Raw genomic sequence first — 15,671 nt, 5'->3', positions numbered from 1 at the left:
CAGACGTTTTTGTGTCGCGGCGCAGTGGCGATGTGGTCTGGCGTGCCGGCGATCAGGCGCGGCTGGGCAGCGTCAGCTTGCAGGCCTGGCCGATGTCGAGGGTCCGGAGCATGCGGCCCATCCCGACCCACAGGGCGCAGGACATGGCGAGGTCGGCGAGCAGCTCTTCGGAGAAGTGCTCGTTGCACCGGCTCCAGAAGTCTTCGTCGTCGCGCAGCTTGGTGTGCTCGGTGCCGAAGCGGTGCGCGAATTCGGCGGCCAGGCGCTCTTGTTCGCTGTACCCGGGCCAGGTGCGCCACTCCAGCGCGTGTTGGTAGAGCTCTTCGTCGACGCCGGCGGCGGGTCCGTCGGCGTCGCGGGTGTTCATGCACACGGTGCATTCGTTGTCATGGGCGATGACCGTCCGGGCCAGCTCGCGGGTGCGCATCGGCAGCCGGTTCTTGGTGTAGACGGCCTGGCTGAAGTTGGCGATCGCGCCGCCGAGGTCGGGCGACTTCGCGGCCCAGCTGTAGATGTCGTCGTCAGCGAATGTTCCGATTCGGCTCATGGCGTGATGGTACGCCCCGCCGTCGGGACCGCCGTCTTGATGGCCACGGTCGGATGTTCGTCGTGCCAATCGCGTTGGGCCAGCACCCGATGCGCGACGCGTTCCAGGGCGGCCTGCACCTGGCGCAGGTCGGGCCGGCCCTCGAAGGAGGGCGACCGGGCCAGCTTGTCGGCGAGCCAGGCCAGCAGCAGCGAATGCACGTAGTCGACCTGCTGCATTCCGGCGGGGGTCAGCCACAATTCGTCACCGTCGCGCTGGGCGTACCCGGCGGCGACCAGCCGGGAGAAGGTGGGCTCCAGCACCTCGAAGGGGATGCGCAAGTACTCGCCCATGTCGGTGAGCCGGGCAGCCCCGTACATCTGGCGGTAGCGGTTGATGCGCAACACACCCCACAACCCGGCGACGTCGAGGCGGCAGTCGGGTCGCATGGCGATGCTGCGCAGGCGCATGCCGGGCTCGCTGCGCAGCATGCGGGCGATGGCCGCCTCCAGCATCTGGTCGGGTGTCTCGCTGTTCGGCATCCCGAACGCGTCGCCGAGATCGACCGTGCTGTCGTGAATGTCGCGCAGCGGCACCTCGCGCAGAAAGAGCGACACGAGAAATCCGACCAGCGCGACCGGGACGGCCCAGAGGAAGACCTGAGTCAGCGAGTCGGCGTAGGCCGCCACGATCGGGGCGGCCATCGGATGCGGCAGCCGGTGCAGGGCCTCCGGGGATGCGGCGGCCGCCGCCGGAGCGCGGCCGGCGACCATCGCCGGACCGATCCGGCTGTGCAGGAAGTTGGTGAACAGCGAGCCGAATATCGCCGCGCCGAACGAGCTGCCGATCGTGCGGAAGAAGGTGACCCCCGAGGTGGCGACGCCGAGGTCGTCGAAGCTCGAGGTGTTCTGGACGATGAGGACCAACGTCTGCATGCACATCCCGATCCCCGCGCCGAGGATGACCAGGAACAGCGACTGCAGCAGCGCCGACGTCGACGGGTCCATTCGCGACATCAGGAAAAACGCCACCGCCATCACCGCGGTGCCGGCGACGGGAAAGGCCTTGTACCTGCCCGTGCGGCCGACCAGGACGCCGCTGCCCATCGACGTCGTCAGCATCCCCAGCACCATCGGCAGGGTGCGCAGGCCCGACGTCGTCGCCGAGACGCCGTCGACGAACTGCATGTAGGTGGGCAGGAACGTCAGCGCGCCCAGCATTGCGAATCCCACGACGAAGGACAGCACGCAGCACACGGTGAAGACCGGGCTGGCGAACAGCCGGGTCGGCAGGATCGGCGCCGCGGCGCGGCTTTCCACCCAGGCGAAGAGGGCCAGCGCGACCACGGAGGCGACGAAGAGCCCGATGATCGTCGGCGAACCCCAGGGATACGTCGTCCCGCCCCAGCTGGTGGCCAGCGTCAGGCCGGCGGCACCCAGGCCGACGAACAGGATCCCGGTGTAGTCGATGACCGGTTTACTGCGCTCGCTGAGCGCCGGTATGGCCGCGGCCGCCACGAAGAAGACCACGACCGAAATCGGGACGTTGATCCAGAACGCCCAGCGCCACGTGAAGTGATCGGTGAAATAGCCGCCGAGCAACGGCCCGATCACCGTGGTCACGCCGAACACCGCGCCCATCGCCCCCTGGTAGCGTCCGCGGTCGCGCAGCGGGATCACCTCACCGATCAACGCCATGGCGGTCACCATGAGCCCGCCGCCACCGATGCCCTGCAGCGCGCGCGACGCCACCAACATGCCCATCGAGGTCGACAGCCCGCAGAGGACGGAGCCGGCCACGAAGAACAACACAGCCGCCTGGAACACCCTTTTGCGGCCGAACAGGTCGCCGAACTTGCCGACCAGGGCGGTGATGACCGTCGACGCCAGGAGGTAGCTGGTGACCACCCACGATTGATGGCCCGCGCCACCGAGATTGGCGACGATGGTCGGCAGCGCGGTCGCCACGATCGTCTGGTCCAGAGCGGCCATGAGCATGCCGAGCAACACGGCCACGAAAATGAAATTGCGCCGCTGCGGGTTGACCGCGACGCCGCCGGGCGCGGACTCGGCAGCCTGGCGCGTCGGAACCGCCGCTGGTGTCGTGCTGGTCATGCCTGCCTTCCCTGGGCAATCGATGCCTATGGATGCCCAGGGTTAACCGATGGCAACCAAGCGTTACCCCGGTGGGGTCAGCTCGGTGGCCGCGACACGCATTGCGCCGAGTACAGCTCCTCGCCCAGTTTTTCCATCAGCTCCAGCTGGGTCTCCAGGTAGTCGACGTGCTTTTCCTCGTCGGCGACGATCTTCTCCAGGATGATCGCGCTGGTGCTGTCCTGCTTCTCCCGGCACATGATGATGCCCGGCTTGAGCCGGTCCAGCACCTCGTATTCGATCGCCAGGTCGGCCTCGAACTGCTCGCGGAGGGTCTGGCCGATGCGCAACGAGAACAGGCGCTGATAGTTGGGCAACCCGTCGAGCAGCAAGATGCGGTCGGTGATCTCCTCGGCGTGCCGCATCTCGTCGAAGGACTCTTCGCGGGTCTTCTGGGCCAGCTCGGTGAAGCCCCAGTTCTCCTGCATCTTGGAATGCAGGAAGTACTGGTTGATCGCGGTGAGCTCGCTGGTCAGCTGCTCGTTGAGCAGGCGCAGAACGTCCGGGTCACCTTGCATGCTCGCTCCCTACGATGTGAAGGCTGCTGGGCTCCCTGGCACTTTGCCACGCCGATTTCGAATCTGCCAGCAAGGTATGGCTGTGCTCAGCGTGTCGCGCGAGTCACGCATCTGGTGTTAGGCGTCGCTAACCTACTTAGGCTAGACTTCACTAACATGCGACTGGTTCGCTCGGCTTACGTCCGCCCCCGGGAGGTGCGCTGATGTACGTCTGCCTCTGCGTCGGGGCGACGAATCAAACCGTGTGCGATGCCGTCGCGCGGGGCGCGTCGACGTCCAAAGAGGTGGCCGAGGCGTGCGGCGCCGGCGGGGACTGCGGGCGGTGCAGGCGCACGCTGCGCGCGATCATTGCGGCCTCGCGCCAATTCGAACCCGCCCAGTAGCCGGTTAGCGCCGGTTGAAGTCCGCCAGGGCCGCGGCGTTGGCCTGGGCGCCCATCAGTTCGGCGAAATGGGCGTTCTCCCGCGCGCTCGCCGCGGCGATCTCGGGGCGGATCGGCTCCATCATGGTGTGTTTGACCGCCATCAGACTCGAAATCGGCCGGGCGGCAAGGAGTTCCGCGTGCCGACGGGCCTCGGGAAGCAGATCGTCCGGGTCGCAGACCCGCCACACCAGACCCATCCGCAACGCCTCGCCGGCGTCGACCCATTCCGAGGACATCAACAGCCACGCGGCGTTCTGCCGGCCCACCAGCTGCGGCAGCAGGTAGGACGAGGCCGCCTCGGGCGCCACCCCGAGGCTGGTGAAGGGGCATTTCAGCCGGGCCGTCGACGACATGAACGCCAGATCCGCGTAACCGAGGATGGTGGCGCCGATCCCCACGCCGACGCCGTTGACGGCGCAGATCAGCGGCTTGGGAAAGGCGCCGAGCGCGTGGATCAGGCCGGTGAAGCCGTGTTTTCCCGGCGTGAAGTTCGGGTCGCTGATGCGGGCCTGCATCTCGGCGAGATCGGTGCCGGCGCTGAAGCCGCGGCCGGCGCCGGTCAGCAGGACGACGGCGACGTCCGGGTCGTCGGCCGCCGCCAGCAGCGCGTCGGCCGTCGCGTCGTAGAGGGCTTCGTTGAACGCGTTGAGCGCCTCCGGCCGGTTCAGCGTCAGGGTGCGCACCCGGTTGTGGTCGTCGATCTGCAGAGTCACGGCTGCCAACCTACCGGCGAGCAGACGCAAAAGCCCCCCAGAATGGGTGAATTCGGGGGCTTTTGCGGCTGCTCGCGGATGGGTGGGGTGTCCAGGTCAGCCGTTGCTGTAGACGCGGGTCGGGGCGATCAGCACCACCGCGCGCCGCTCCTTGGCCATGACGCGGTCGTATTCGTCCCAGTCGTCGTGGCTGCCGCCCGCGGCGGTGAACACCTCGCGGAGCAGGAGCCGCAACTGGTCGGCATCCTTCAGCCAGGGCTGCGCGTCGTCCGGTCCGGCCAGCTCGGCACGGCCCTCGACGGTCGCCCATTGCCATCCGTTGCGGAAGGTGACGGCCAGCTGCGGCCTCGCCCGCAGGTTGGCCAGCTTGACCTTGCCGTAGGTGGTGAACCCCAGGGCCGGCTCGCCGGTCGACGGGTGCGGCAGCAGGCCGACGTTGACCAGTGAGGCCTGCACGGTCGCGTCGGCGCGGACGGTGGACACCACGGCCAGGCCGTGGTCCGCGGCGGCCAGCGCCACGGCGTCGCGCAGTGTGGTCATGGCTGTCCCTCAATCCTTGAACGGCGTCCTGAAGACGTAGCGGCTGGTCGGCACCGTGTCGATGTTTTCGTTGGCACCGAATGCGGTTGTGCTGGCGACCATCCGGCCGAGCCGGTGCTGCAGGTCGTCGTCGTCGGCGGCACCGAAGAATGCCTTCAGGTCGGTGATCGCCTCCCGGGGGAACAACTCCTCGACGATGCCCGCGATTCCCTGCGCGTCCGGGGTGAGGGTGCGCACCACCCAGTTCTGGGTGTAGCCGAACGTCGACTGCGTCTCGATGGCCACCGACGTGTGGTCACCCTGCCATCGGGCCAGCCAGGTCGCCTGGTCCAGATGAGCGGGACGGCGCAGCAATGCGATGTTGGCCAGACCCGTTGTCCGACAACCGGGTTCGGTCGGCGGGGCGGCGAGGGGAACCGACTCCGTCACCAGGTAGGCGGCGAGCCGCTCGCATTCCTGGGCGAGGAACTTGAGCGCCGCCGTCATCTGGTCGCCATAGCATTGCTGGGTCCACATGCTCACCACCGCGGCCGCCGGCGGGTCCAGCGTCGTCAGCGTCATCAGCGAGTGCCGCACCGCGGAGTCACGAACGTTCACCTGAAGCCCGAACAGGCCCAGTTCCAACAGCGCGTCGGCGACGTGACCCCGTTGCCGGGCACACCAGTCGTCGTCGGGCTCCGAGCGCCTCAGCACCGCGATCACCTTTTCCATGCGCCGAACTTACCGCCGGAGCGCGGCTATTTGACGGGCCGCACCCGGTGTTCCTGGCCGATCAAGGTGCCGATCGTCGCGGCCAGTTGGCGGTAGGACTCGTCGCGACCGCTCGAGCTGCGAAACACCAGGCCGATCCGCCGCCCGGGGCGCGGGGAGGCGAACTGCGCGAGTCCGAGCCGGCTGCGGGCCGCCTCGACCGGCACCGCGCTCTGCGGGATCAACGTCACCCCCAATCCACCGGTCACGCACTGCACCGCGGTGGCCAGCGACGCCGCGCGGGTGTTGGCGAGTTCGGCGCGCACGCCCGCCTTGTGGCAGACGTCGAGCGCCTGGTCGCGCAGGCAGTGGCCCTCGTCCAGCAACAGCAGCGGCAGCTCGGCCAACGCCGTCGCCGGCACGCGGCGTTTGCCCGACAGCGGGTGACCGGGTGGCAGCGCGAGCACGAAATCCTCGTCGTAGATCGGAATCGCCGTCATTCCGGCGGCCGGCGCCTCGGCGGCGGGCAGCGCGATCAGTGCGGCATCCAGCGCGCCCTCGCGCAGCAGCCGCAGCAGTCGTTCGGTTTGGTCCTCGATCACCCGCAACGTCAGCGAGGGCAGTCGCTCGGCCAGCCCCGCCAGCAGCGTGGGCAGCACGTAGGGCGCAACCGTGGGGATCAGCCCCAGCCGCACGCCGGCCCGCAGCGGGTCGGATGCGCCCGCGGCGGCCGCGGTGAACGCGTCGACGGCCTCGACGACGGCCTGCGCCCGCGGCAGCAGTTGCGTGCCCTCCGCCGTCAAGAAGACACGCCGTGTCGACCTCTCGATCAGCTGGGTGCCAAGGCCCGCCTCCAGCGCCGCCAGTGCCTGCGACAGCGTGGACTGGCTGACGCCGAGAGTTGTTGCGGCGGTGCTGAAATGCTGCTTCTCTGCCACCGCCACGAACGCGCGAAGACCGGCGACGGTCGGCTGATAGCTCTTATCGGTCATGGCTATAAGTATAGTGTGATATATCACCTTTACTACAAATCGCCTGGACGGCATCATGGTTGGCAGACGGCTAATTTTGAGTGATTCCAATTAAGGAGCGATATGTCCCTGCTGACCATCGGCGACCAATTCCCCGCCTACCAGCTCACCGCGCTCATCGGCGGCGACCTGTCGAAGGTTGACGCCAAGCAGCCCGGCGACTACTTCACCACGATCACCAACGAGGACCACCCCGGCAAGTGGCGCGTGGTTTTCTTCTGGCCCAAGGACTTCACCTTCGTGTGCCCGACGGAGATCGCGGCGTTCGGCAAGCTCAACGACGAGTTCTCCGACCGCGACGCGCAGATCCTCGGGGTCTCGATCGACAGCGAGTTCGTGCACTTCCAGTGGCGCGCGCAGCACGAGGACCTGAAGAAGCTGCCGTTCCCGATGCTGTCGGACATCAAGCGTGAGCTCGCGCTGGCCACCGGCGTGCTCAACGACGAGGGCGTTGCGGACCGGGTGACCTTCATCGTCGATCCGAATAACGAAATCCAATTCGTCTCGGCGACGGCCGGATCCGTGGGGCGTAATGTCGACGAAGTGCTGCGCGTCCTCGACGCGCTGCAATCCGACGAGCTGTGCGCCTGCAACTGGCGCAAGGGCGACCCGACGATCGACGCCGGCGAGTTGCTCAAGGCTTCCGCGTAGGAGGGGACATGAGCGTAGAAAACCTCAAGGCCGCGCTGCCCGAGTACGCCAAGGACCTCAAGCTCAACCTGGGTTCGATCACCCGCACCACCGAGCTCGACGAGGAGCAGCTGTGGGGCACCTTGCTGGCCAGCGCCGCGGCCACGCGAAACACCCAGGTGCTGGCCGAGATCGGGGCCGAGGCGGGTGACTACCTGTCCGCCGAGGCGTACCAGGCGGCGCTCGGGGCCGCGTCCGTCATGGCCATGAACAACGTGTTCTACCGTGGCCGTGGCTTCCTCAACGGCGCGTACGACGACCTGCGGGCCGGGCTGCGGATGAACATCATCGCCAATCCGGGCGTGGCGAAGGAGAACTTCGAGCTGTGGTGCTTCGCGGTGTCATCGATCAACGGATGCCCGGATTGCGTCGCCGCTCACGAGCACACGCTGCGCGAGGCGGGCGTGAGCCGGGAAGCCATCCACGAGGCGCTGAAGGCCGCCGCGATCATTTCCGGTGTGGCGCAAGCGATGATCACCACTCAGACGCCGGCCGGCGTCGGCTGATCGCGGCGACGTGACCGCACCAGCATGGATCGAACACGCCATTTGGTGGCAGGTCTATCCCCTCGGATTCGTGGGCGCGTATCCGTCGGAGCCGCCGCGGCCGGATGAACACCGGCTGCGGCGGCTCGTCGACTGGTTCGACCACGCCATCGCGCTGGGGGCCTCGGGGATCGCGCTCGGTCCGATCTTCGCGTCGCGCACCCACGGCTACGACACCACCGACCACTACCGCATCGATCCCCGGCTCGGCGACGACGCCGACTTCGATTACCTGGTGTCCGAGGCGCGCCGCCGCGGCCTGCGTGTCCTGCTCGACGGCGTCTTCAACCACGTCGGGGTGGACTTCGCCCGCTATCGCGAGGCGGCGCCCGGCTGGTTCAGCGGAGGCACGTTCGAGGGCCACTCCGAGCTCATCACGCTGAATCACGACAACCCCGAGGTCGTCGACTACACCGTCGACGTGATGGCGCACTGGTTGGGGCGGGGTGCGGACGGCTGGCGACTGGACGCGGCCTACATTGTGCCGCAACAATTCTGGGCGTCGACGTTACCGCGGGTGCGGGACCGGTTCCCCGATGCCTGGTTCGTCGGCGAACTCATCCACGGCGACTATGCCGCGGTGGTGGAGGCGGCGACGTTCGACTCGGCCACCCAATACGAGCTGTGGAAGGCGATCTGGAGCGGCCTCAACGACGGCAACTTCTTCGAACTGGACTGGGCGCTACAGCGGCACAACGCGTTTCTGGCCCGCTTCGCCCCCATGACGTTCATCGGCAATCACGACGTCACCCGAATCGCCAGCCGGCTGGAGCGGCCGGAGCACGTGGCCCACGCGCTGGTGATCCTGTTGACGGTCGGGGGGGTGCCCAGCGTGTATGCCGGCGACGAGCTCGGCTTCCGCGGCGTCAAGGAGGAGCGGTACGGCGGCGACGACGCGGTGCGCCCCGAGTTCGGCTCTCCCCCTGTCGAACTGGATGCGTTCGGCAACGAGATGTGGGCGCTGCACCAGTTCCTCATCGGGCTGCGCCGCCGCAATCCGTGGCTGCACGGAGCGACGAGCACCGCATTGCTGCTGCAGAATCGCCACTACCTCTACGAGACCCGCAGCGGCGACAACGCGCTGCTGGTCGCACTCAACATCGACGACCAGCCGCTGCGGCTGGCGCTGACGGAGTGCGGCGCGGCGCGCGGCCGGGTTCTCGGCGGTTCGGCGGCCCCGCCGCCGGAGGTCGTGGAAACACTCGTTGTCGAACCGCACGGCTGGCGGATCCTAAGCCCGGTCTAGGCGCTCCACCGTCAGCTTGTCCTGGCGGCCGTCGTAGTACTTGTCGAGCAGCGCCAGGAAGTCCCCGTTGTCCTCGGTGGCGCGCGAGAACAGCGTCATCGACGAACGCAGCTTGAGGTCGTCGGGCGAACCGAAGATCTCCGCGGCCGAACGGCCCCGCACCTCGTTGACCAGCCGAACGCACTCGCGCAGCCGCGGCCCGAGCAAGTCGTGCCGCAGGTAGGCGCGAGCCTCCTCGAGCGAGGAGATGCCGTAGTGGACCGCGGTCGGGCTGCTGCCCAGTCCGCGAAGTTGCGGGAAGACGAACCACATCCAGTGGCTGCGCTTTCGGCCGCCGCGCAGCTCCTCGAGAACGTTGTCGTAAACGGCGGCCTGCGCCTCGACGAAGCGGTTCAGGTCGAACGGGTCGTGCGCCATGCGACTACGGTGGCACACCATGGAATCCAAAAGACGGGAGGCCGTCAAACGGCGGGTGCCCAAGGCGCGCGACCTCGCACCGCTGATCCAGTTCAAGCGACCGCAGTGGAACGCTACCCAGCGCCGCCTCGACGCCGCGTTCACCATCGAAGACCTGCGCCGCATCGCCAAACGTCGCATGCCGAGGGCGGCGTTCGACTACACCGACGGGGCGGCCGAGGACGAGCTGTCGATCGCGCGGGCCCGACAAGCGTTCCGCGACATCGAGTTTCACCCGACCATCCTGCGTGACGTCAGCAATGTCACCGCCGGCTGGAATGTCTTGGGCCAGCCAGTCGTCCTGCCGTTCGCCATCGCGCCGACGGGATTCACCCGGCTGATGCACACCGAGGGCGAGATCGCCGGCGCGGCGGCGGCGGCCAGGGCCGGCATCCCGTTCTCGCTCTCCACGCTGGGCACCACCGCGATCGAGGACCTGGTCACCGCCGTCCCCCAGGGCCGCAAGTGGTTTCAGCTGTACATGTGGCGCGACCGCGAGCGGTCGATGGCGCTGGTGCAGCGCGCGGCCGCCGCCGGCTTCGACACGCTGCTGGCCACCGTCGACGTCCCGGTCGCCGGCGCGCGGCTGCGGGACAACCGCAACGGGATGACGATCCCGCCGACGCTGACGCTGCGCACCGTCCTGGACGCGGTGCCCCATCCGAAGTGGTGGTTCGACCTGCTGACCACCGAGCCGCTGGCGTTCGCGTCGCTGGATCGCTGGCCGGGAACCGTGGGCGAGTACCTCAGCACGATGTTCGACCCGAGCCTCACCTTCGACGACCTGGAGTGGATCAAGGCCCGGTGGCCCGGCAAGCTGGTCGTCAAGGGCATCCAGACGCTCGAGGACGCCCGCGCCGTCGTCGACCGCGGCGTCGACGGCATCGTGTTGTCCAATCACGGTGGGCGCCAACTGGATCGGGCGCCGGTCCCCTTTCACCTGCTGCCCACGGTCGCGCGTGAGCTGGGTAAGGACACCGAGATCCTGGTGGACACCGGGATCATGTCGGGCGCCGACATCGTGGCGGCGATCGCGCTGGGCGCCCGGTGCACGCTGATCGGCCGGGCCTACCTCTACGGCCTGATGGCCGGCGGTCGGGCGGGCGTGACGCGCGCGATCGAAATCCTGCAGGGCGGGGTGATCCGGACGATGGGACTGCTGGGTGTCACCTGCCTCGAGGAACTCTCGCCGAAGCATGTCACCCAGCTGAGGCGACTCGGCCCGGTTTCCGGTTAGCCGCATCCTTTTCGCGATGTTCGCCACCGGCTGAAGCCCTGGCGGATTGTGTGGGAATCGGTCCGATTCCGGGCTAGTTGCATCAGCGGAGCAGGCACATCATTGGCTGCATCCGGGCACAAGGAGTGGCGATGAGTACATCCGTTCGTCCCCAATTCACCACGATCGACGGACTCTCGGTCCGCTACGCCGAGGGTGGCCAGGGCGACCACGACGCGATTCTGCTGAGCCCATGGCCGGAGAGCGTCTACGCCTTCGAGCCCGCCTGGGAGCAGTTGGCGGCGCACACGCACCTGGTGGCCGTCGACCCTCCCGGTTTCGGCAAGTCGGACTACCGCGAATCACTGATGAATCCGAAGGCTATGGGCGACTTCATTATTCGCATTGCCGACGCCTTCGGATTGGACAATCCCCATCTCGTCGGGCCGGACATCGGCACCTCGTCGTCGCTGTTTGCCGCGGCCGCGCAACCCGGCCGGTTCCGCACCGTTGTCGTCGGCAGTGGTGGCGCGGCGGTGCCGATCCAAGTCACCGGCGTCTTGAAAGACTGGGTCGAGGCCACGGATCTGGAGCCCTACCGACAGTTCGGCGGGCGCAACATCGTCGAGATCGCGCTGGGCACCATTGCGGGATACCAGCCCTCTGCCGAAATCCGCGAAGACTACATGTCCGGCTACGAGGGCGACCGCTTCGCCAGGACAATCCCGTACGCCCAGAGCTACCGCGAATATCTGCCTCAGCTGGCCGACCTGCTCCCCCAGATCCAGACCCCGGTCCGCATCGTCGCCGGAGCCGAAGACCAGGTGGTGCCGCCGGTCAACGCGGAATTCCTGGACGAGCGTCTCCCGCACAGCCGCGTGGACTTGATTCCGGGCGCCGGCCACTTCTGCTGGGAGGAGAAACCCAGCGAATACGCCGTGCTCGTCACCGAGTGGTGGGCGCAAGCCGGCTAGGGCCGGGAACAAACCGGCACTTAGCTGGGTTAAGCGCATCAGACTCAACTTTTGGAGGATTGATGGCTGAAGCCAAGTCAGTGCCTGTGTTGTTCACCGGCACGATCGTGTTGCCCGGAATGGTGGTGCCGATCGAGCTGGACGACGCCGCACGGGCGGCGATCGACGCCGCGCAGGCCAGCGAATCCGGGGAGCTGCTGATCGCGCCCCGGCTGGACGATCGGTACGCGACGCACGGGGTGATCGCCAAGATTCTGCAGGTCGGGAGGATCGCCGGCGGTGGCACTGCCGCCGTCGTGCGCGGTGAGCGCAGGGCCCACATCGGCGCGGGGGCTTCCGGGCCGGGCGCCGCGTTGTGGGTCGAGGTCACCGAGGTGCCCGCGACCGCGCCGACCGACGAGGTCAAGGCCCTGGCCGCCGAGTACAAGAAGCTGCTGCTGGCCATGCTGCAGCGGCGCGAGGCCTGGCAGATCGTCGACTACGTCAACAGCCTGACCGACCCGTCGGCGCTGGCCGACACGTCCGGGTACGCGTCGTACCTGACCGATGTGCAGAAGCGGCAGTTGCTCGAGACGGTTGACGTCGCCGAGCGGCTGCGCGTGCTGATCGACTGGACCAGCTCGCATTTGGCCGAGGTCGAGGTCAACGACAAGATCGCCGAAGACGTGCGCGAGGGCATGGAGAAGACGCAGAAGGAGTTCCTGCTGCGCCAGCAACTGGCCGCCATCCGCAAGGAGCTGGGCGAGGGCGAACCCGACGGATCCGATGATTACCGGGCCCGCGTCGAAGAGGCCGACCTGCCCGAGAAGGTGCGCGAGGCCGCGCTGCGCGAGGTCGGCAAGCTGGAACGCGCCAGCGACCAGAGCCCGGAGAGCGGCTGGATTCGCACCTGGCTGGACACCGTGCTGGACCTGCCCTGGAACGTACGGACCGAGGATTCCGCGGACCTGAAGGCCGCGCGGGAGATCCTGGACGCCGACCATCACGGGTTGGACGACGTCAAGGACCGCATCGTCGAATACCTGGCCGTGCGAAGCCGCCGGGCCCAACGCGGGCTGCAGGTCGTCGGCGGCCGCGGCTCCGGCGCCGTGATGGTGCTGGCCGGTCCCCCGGGCGTCGGCAAGACGTCGCTGGGCGAGAGCGTCGCCCGGGCGCTGGGCCGCAAGTTCGTGCGCGTCGCCCTGGGCGGTGTGCGCGACGAGGCCGAGATCCGCGGGCACCGGCGCACCTACGTGGGCGCGCTGCCGGGCCGGATCGTGCGCGCGATCGGCGAGGCGGGATCGATGAATCCCGTTGTGCTGCTGGACGAAATCGACAAGGTCGGTTCCGATTACCGCGGCGACCCGAGCGCGGCGCTGCTCGAGGTGCTCGACCCGGCGCAGAACCACACGTTCCGCGACCACTACCTGGATCTGGACCTGGACCTGTCCGACGTGGTGTTCCTGGCCACCGCCAACGTGATCGAGAACATCCCGTCGGCGCTGCTGGACCGCATGGAGCTGGTGCAGATCGACGGCTATACCGAAGACGACAAGGTGGCCATCGCCCGTGACTACCTGCTGCCACGGCAGCGCGAGCGGGCGGCGCTGAACGACGACGAAGTGGCCGTCACCGACGCCGCGCTGCGCAAGATCGCCGCCGATTACACCCGCGAGCCGGGCGTGCGGCAGTTCGAGCGGCTGCTGGCCAAGGCGCTGCGCAAGGTGACCACCAAGCTGGCGGAGAACCCGGAGCCGGTCACGGTCGACGAGCCGGATCTCGTTGAGTACCTTGGCCGTCCACGGTTCACTCCGGAATCGGCGGAACGTACGGCGGTGCCCGGCGTGGCCACCGGCCTGGCCGTGACCGGCCTGGGCGGCGACGTGCTCTACATCGAGGCCGGCGCCACCGACGGCGAGCCTGGTTTGCAGCTGACGGGTCAGCTGGGCGACGTGATGAAGGAGTCGGCGCAGATCGCGCTGTCCTACGTGCGCTCGCACGCCTCTGAGCTGGGCATTGATTTGGTGAAAGACCCCAAGGCGCTGGACCGGCGCATTCACGTGCACGTGCCCGCCGGTGCGGTGCCCAAGGACGGCCCGTCGGCCGGTGTGACCATGGTCACCGCGCTGGTGTCGATGGCCACCGGGCGTCAGGTGCGCTCCGACGTCGGCATGACCGGCGAGGTCACGCTGAACGGCCGGGTGTTGCCGATCGGCGGCGTCAAGCAGAAGCTGCTGGCGGCCCAACGTGCCGGGCTCACCACGGTTTTCATCCCGTCCCGCAACGAACCCGACCTCGACGACGTCCCCGCCGAGGTGCTCGAGGTGCTGGATGTGAAACCGATGACCGACGTCGCCGAGATCGTGGCGCAGGCGCTGGCGCCCGCGGAGGCTGCAGCTCACACGGATGAGGCGGCTGCCTGAAGCCTGCAAATCGCGTGCAGTCTGCCTGAAAGTTTGCTGCCAATTAGTCCGGGCGAAGGCGTTTTCGGTTCCTGCGACCCGGGTAGCCGAAGGAACCAGGGGGTAGCTCCCCTGACCCTCGGCCCGAACCAGGAGCCTGGGGCGACAACTGAACAACACCGTCAATGCTGTTGCGCTGCGTGCGTCGCAGCCAAGCTCGACAAGGAGTTCACATGAACCTCAGCAAGATCGCAGCAACTGCCGCGATGGCCGGTGGCCTGGGGGCCGCGGCCTTCGGGATGGGTGCCGGTTTGGCCCAGGCCGATCCTGGTCCGAACATGCCGGGTCCCGGCCCCAACGTCCCCGGGCCGAACGTGCCGGGCGGCGACCGGGACCAGCCGGGCCCGGGCCCGTACGTTCCGGGGCAGCCTATTTGTAACGGCGGCCCGGGCGTCAACTGCAACGGGCCGGGCAGCCCGCTTCCCCCGGGCCAGGATCGGAACGGGATCCCCGCCCCGCCGCCGGGGCACTACAACGACCCGGGCCGCTACGGGCTCCCGGCCACCTGGATACCGCCCGTTGGTGACCCCGACGGGACTCAACTTCCGGTCGTGTACGACCCGGACCTGGGCCAATGGGGCGTCAACACGTCTGCTGGTTTCCAGGCGTACACGCCCGCGGGCGGGGCCGGAGGCCAGGTCAATGGCGGCGGCAACGTCGGAGCGACCGGCGCCCCCCGTTAAAACCGGTACCTGAAAGCGGGAATGCGGCAGCCGCCCCCAGCATTGGGGGCGGCTGTTGCCGTTGCGCGTGACATCCGTCGCAGGTTCGGCGTTGAATAGAGCCGTGAGCGTGAAACGGCAAGTGGTTCATCGTGTTCAACGGCTGCTCGTCAACCCGGTTGGCCGGAAGATGCCCGGCGTCATCCTGGAAACCACCGGCCGCAAGAGCGGCCAGGCGCGGCGCACCGCCGTCGGCGGGCGCGTGGTCGGCAACCAATTCTGGATGGTCTCCGAGCACGGCGAGCATTCGGACTATGTCCGCAACATCAAGGCTGATCCCGCGGTTCGGCTGCGCATCGGCGGCCGGTGGCGCAGCGGAACGGCCCACTTGCTGCCCGACGACGACCCGCTGCGGCGGCTCGGCGACCTGCCGCGGCTCAACAGCGCGGTGGTGCGTCTGATGGGCAGCGATCTGCTGACCATCCGGGTCGACCTCGACTGACGTGGCCTACGACGAGGACTTGGTCAACCGCATCCGCGAACTGCTCGGCTCCGAGCGCGGCGTCGAGGAGAAGCGCATGTTCGGCGGCCTGGCATTTTTGATCAACGGCAACATGTCCGTGGCCGCCAGCGGCCAGGGCGGCCTGCTGGTGCGCGTGCCACCGGGCGACACCGACAAGCTGCTGGCGCGGGATCACGTCAGCCCGATGGTGATGGCCGGCCGGGAGACCCGCGGCTGGTTACGTGTCCACGCCGACGGCCTGCGAACCAAACGCCTGCTGCAGGGCTGGGTCACCCGCGGGATCGGGTACGCCCGCAGCCTGCCGCCAAAGTGACGCCGCGGTT

The 15,671-nt window shown here is 68.2% G+C and carries 18 protein-coding genes; 10 read left to right on the top strand and 8 right to left on the bottom strand.

What is annotated here, in order from left to right:
* Positions 1-52 precede the first annotated feature (52 nt).
* The 3 genes from A5705_RS23650 to bfr all read right to left on the bottom strand — a co-directional run bounded on the left by A5705_RS23650 (position 53) and on the right by bfr (position 3,197).
* On the bottom strand, positions 53-547 hold the full coding sequence (locus tag A5705_RS23650) for a carboxymuconolactone decarboxylase family protein (RefSeq protein WP_067876739.1): 495 nt from the start codon (positions 545-547) through the stop codon (positions 53-55).
* On the bottom strand, positions 544-2,640 hold the full coding sequence (locus A5705_RS23645) for an MDR family MFS transporter (protein ID WP_068280394.1): 2,097 nt from the start codon (positions 2,638-2,640) through the stop codon (positions 544-546). Before A5705_RS23645 ends, A5705_RS23650 begins: the two co-directional genes overlap by 4 nt.
* A gap of 77 nt (positions 2,641-2,717) precedes the next feature.
* Positions 2,718-3,197 carry a bacterioferritin gene (gene bfr / locus A5705_RS23640; protein WP_067876745.1) on the bottom strand — a complete coding sequence of 160 codons (480 nt, stop codon included), beginning with the start codon at positions 3,195-3,197 and terminating at the stop codon, positions 2,718-2,720.
* 203 nt (positions 3,198-3,400) lie between these two features.
* Between bfr and A5705_RS23635 the strand changes: the two genes are divergently transcribed.
* Positions 3,401-3,580: a bacterioferritin-associated ferredoxin gene (locus tag A5705_RS23635; RefSeq protein WP_066912704.1), complete on the top strand. Its 180-nt coding sequence runs from the start codon at positions 3,401-3,403 to the stop codon at positions 3,578-3,580.
* Between the two features lie 4 nt (positions 3,581-3,584).
* Here the strand turns inward: A5705_RS23635 and A5705_RS23630 are convergent, their stop codons facing one another.
* The 4 genes from A5705_RS23630 to A5705_RS23615 all read right to left on the bottom strand — a co-directional run bounded on the left by A5705_RS23630 (position 3,585) and on the right by A5705_RS23615 (position 6,556).
* On the bottom strand, positions 3,585-4,334 hold the full coding sequence (locus A5705_RS23630; protein ID WP_067876748.1) for an enoyl-CoA hydratase/isomerase family protein: 750 nt from the start codon (positions 4,332-4,334) through the stop codon (positions 3,585-3,587).
* A 96-nt stretch (positions 4,335-4,430) separates the two neighbouring features.
* A complete protein-coding gene (locus A5705_RS23625) occupies positions 4,431-4,874 on the bottom strand; it encodes a TIGR03618 family F420-dependent PPOX class oxidoreductase (protein ID WP_067876750.1) in 444 nt (147 codons plus the stop codon).
* A gap of 9 nt (positions 4,875-4,883) precedes the next feature.
* Positions 4,884-5,585 carry a hypothetical protein gene (locus A5705_RS23620; protein ID WP_067876752.1) on the bottom strand — a complete coding sequence of 234 codons (702 nt, stop codon included), beginning with the start codon at positions 5,583-5,585 and terminating at the stop codon, positions 4,884-4,886.
* 26 nt (positions 5,586-5,611) lie between these two features.
* Positions 5,612-6,556, bottom strand: coding sequence for a hydrogen peroxide-inducible genes activator (locus tag A5705_RS23615; protein WP_067876754.1), 945 nt, complete (start codon positions 6,554-6,556; stop codon positions 5,612-5,614).
* 102 nt (positions 6,557-6,658) lie between these two features.
* On the opposite strand from A5705_RS23615, the gene A5705_RS23610 reads away from it, so the two are divergent.
* The 3 genes from A5705_RS23610 to A5705_RS23600 are packed head-to-tail and all read left to right on the top strand — an operon-like array spanning position 6,659 to position 9,076.
* The gene (locus tag A5705_RS23610) at positions 6,659-7,246 is read left to right on the top strand and encodes a peroxiredoxin (RefSeq protein ID WP_067876757.1); all 588 of its coding nucleotides are present in this window, start codon (positions 6,659-6,661) and stop codon (positions 7,244-7,246) included.
* A gap of 8 nt (positions 7,247-7,254) precedes the next feature.
* Positions 7,255-7,791 carry an alkyl hydroperoxide reductase gene (locus A5705_RS23605; protein WP_067876760.1) on the top strand — a complete coding sequence of 179 codons (537 nt, stop codon included), beginning with the start codon at positions 7,255-7,257 and terminating at the stop codon, positions 7,789-7,791.
* Between the two features lie 10 nt (positions 7,792-7,801).
* Positions 7,802-9,076: an alpha-amylase family glycosyl hydrolase gene (locus tag A5705_RS23600; RefSeq protein ID WP_067876763.1), complete on the top strand. Its 1,275-nt coding sequence runs from the start codon at positions 7,802-7,804 to the stop codon at positions 9,074-9,076.
* Here A5705_RS23600 and A5705_RS23595 read toward each other — a convergent pair.
* A complete protein-coding gene (locus A5705_RS23595) occupies positions 9,062-9,493 on the bottom strand; it encodes a DUF1810 domain-containing protein (RefSeq protein WP_067876766.1) in 432 nt (143 codons plus the stop codon). The genes A5705_RS23600 and A5705_RS23595 overlap by 15 nt on opposite strands.
* A gap of 19 nt (positions 9,494-9,512) precedes the next feature.
* Between A5705_RS23595 and A5705_RS23590 the strand changes: the two genes are divergently transcribed.
* The 6 genes from A5705_RS23590 to A5705_RS23565 all read left to right on the top strand — a co-directional run bounded on the left by A5705_RS23590 (position 9,513) and on the right by A5705_RS23565 (position 15,661).
* Positions 9,513-10,769 carry an alpha-hydroxy acid oxidase gene (locus A5705_RS23590; RefSeq protein ID WP_068280391.1) on the top strand — a complete coding sequence of 419 codons (1,257 nt, stop codon included), beginning with the start codon at positions 9,513-9,515 and terminating at the stop codon, positions 10,767-10,769.
* A gap of 131 nt (positions 10,770-10,900) precedes the next feature.
* Positions 10,901-11,722 carry an alpha/beta fold hydrolase gene (locus tag A5705_RS23585; protein ID WP_067876771.1) on the top strand — a complete coding sequence of 274 codons (822 nt, stop codon included), beginning with the start codon at positions 10,901-10,903 and terminating at the stop codon, positions 11,720-11,722.
* Between the two features lie 62 nt (positions 11,723-11,784).
* A complete protein-coding gene (gene lon / locus A5705_RS23580) occupies positions 11,785-14,124 on the top strand; it encodes an endopeptidase La (protein ID WP_067876773.1) in 2,340 nt (779 codons plus the stop codon).
* A 212-nt stretch (positions 14,125-14,336) separates the two neighbouring features.
* Positions 14,337-14,846, top strand: a complete 510-nt coding sequence (locus A5705_RS28265) for a hypothetical protein (RefSeq protein ID WP_067876775.1) — start codon at positions 14,337-14,339, stop codon at positions 14,844-14,846.
* Between the two features lie 103 nt (positions 14,847-14,949).
* Complete coding sequence (locus A5705_RS23570; RefSeq protein WP_067876779.1) at positions 14,950-15,327, top strand: nitroreductase family deazaflavin-dependent oxidoreductase; 378 nt, start codon at positions 14,950-14,952, stop codon at positions 15,325-15,327.
* A 1-nt stretch (position 15,328) separates the two neighbouring features.
* The gene (locus tag A5705_RS23565) at positions 15,329-15,661 is read left to right on the top strand and encodes a TfoX/Sxy family protein (RefSeq protein ID WP_067876782.1); all 333 of its coding nucleotides are present in this window, start codon (positions 15,329-15,331) and stop codon (positions 15,659-15,661) included.
* The last annotated feature ends 10 nt before the right edge of the window (positions 15,662-15,671 follow it).

Origin of the sequence: Mycobacterium sp. E787 (assembly GCF_001668725.1) — a bacterium.
Classification (GTDB): domain Bacteria; phylum Actinomycetota; class Actinomycetes; order Mycobacteriales; family Mycobacteriaceae; genus Mycobacterium.
This window is presented reverse-complemented; position numbering and strand designations above follow the sequence as displayed.

Bases quoted from the DNA above. Each gene is read 5' to 3' on its own strand.
- A5705_RS28265 (WP_067876775.1), top strand. From the start codon at position 14,337: ATGAACCTCAGCAAGATCGCAGCAACTGCCGCGATGGCCGGTGGCCTG.
- A5705_RS23615 (WP_067876754.1), bottom strand. From the start codon at position 6,556: ATGACCGATAAGAGCTATCAGCCGACCGTCGCCGGTCTTCGCGCGTTC.
- A5705_RS23590 (WP_068280391.1), top strand. From the start codon at position 9,513: ATGGAATCCAAAAGACGGGAGGCCGTCAAACGGCGGGTGCCCAAGGCG.
- A5705_RS23605 (WP_067876760.1), top strand. From the start codon at position 7,255: ATGAGCGTAGAAAACCTCAAGGCCGCGCTGCCCGAGTACGCCAAGGAC.
- A5705_RS23595 (WP_067876766.1), bottom strand. From the start codon at position 9,493: ATGGCGCACGACCCGTTCGACCTGAACCGCTTCGTCGAGGCGCAGGCC.
- bfr (WP_067876745.1), bottom strand. From the start codon at position 3,197: ATGCAAGGTGACCCGGACGTTCTGCGCCTGCTCAACGAGCAGCTGACC.
- A5705_RS23635 (WP_066912704.1), top strand. From the start codon at position 3,401: ATGTACGTCTGCCTCTGCGTCGGGGCGACGAATCAAACCGTGTGCGAT.
- A5705_RS23585 (WP_067876771.1), top strand. From the start codon at position 10,901: ATGAGTACATCCGTTCGTCCCCAATTCACCACGATCGACGGACTCTCG.
- A5705_RS23625 (WP_067876750.1), bottom strand. From the start codon at position 4,874: ATGACCACACTGCGCGACGCCGTGGCGCTGGCCGCCGCGGACCACGGC.
- A5705_RS23650 (WP_067876739.1), bottom strand. From the start codon at position 547: ATGAGCCGAATCGGAACATTCGCTGACGACGACATCTACAGCTGGGCC.
- A5705_RS23620 (WP_067876752.1), bottom strand. From the start codon at position 5,585: ATGGAAAAGGTGATCGCGGTGCTGAGGCGCTCGGAGCCCGACGACGAC.
- lon (WP_067876773.1), top strand. From the start codon at position 11,785: ATGGCTGAAGCCAAGTCAGTGCCTGTGTTGTTCACCGGCACGATCGTG.
- A5705_RS23645 (WP_068280394.1), bottom strand. From the start codon at position 2,640: ATGACCAGCACGACACCAGCGGCGGTTCCGACGCGCCAGGCTGCCGAG.
- A5705_RS23610 (WP_067876757.1), top strand. From the start codon at position 6,659: ATGTCCCTGCTGACCATCGGCGACCAATTCCCCGCCTACCAGCTCACC.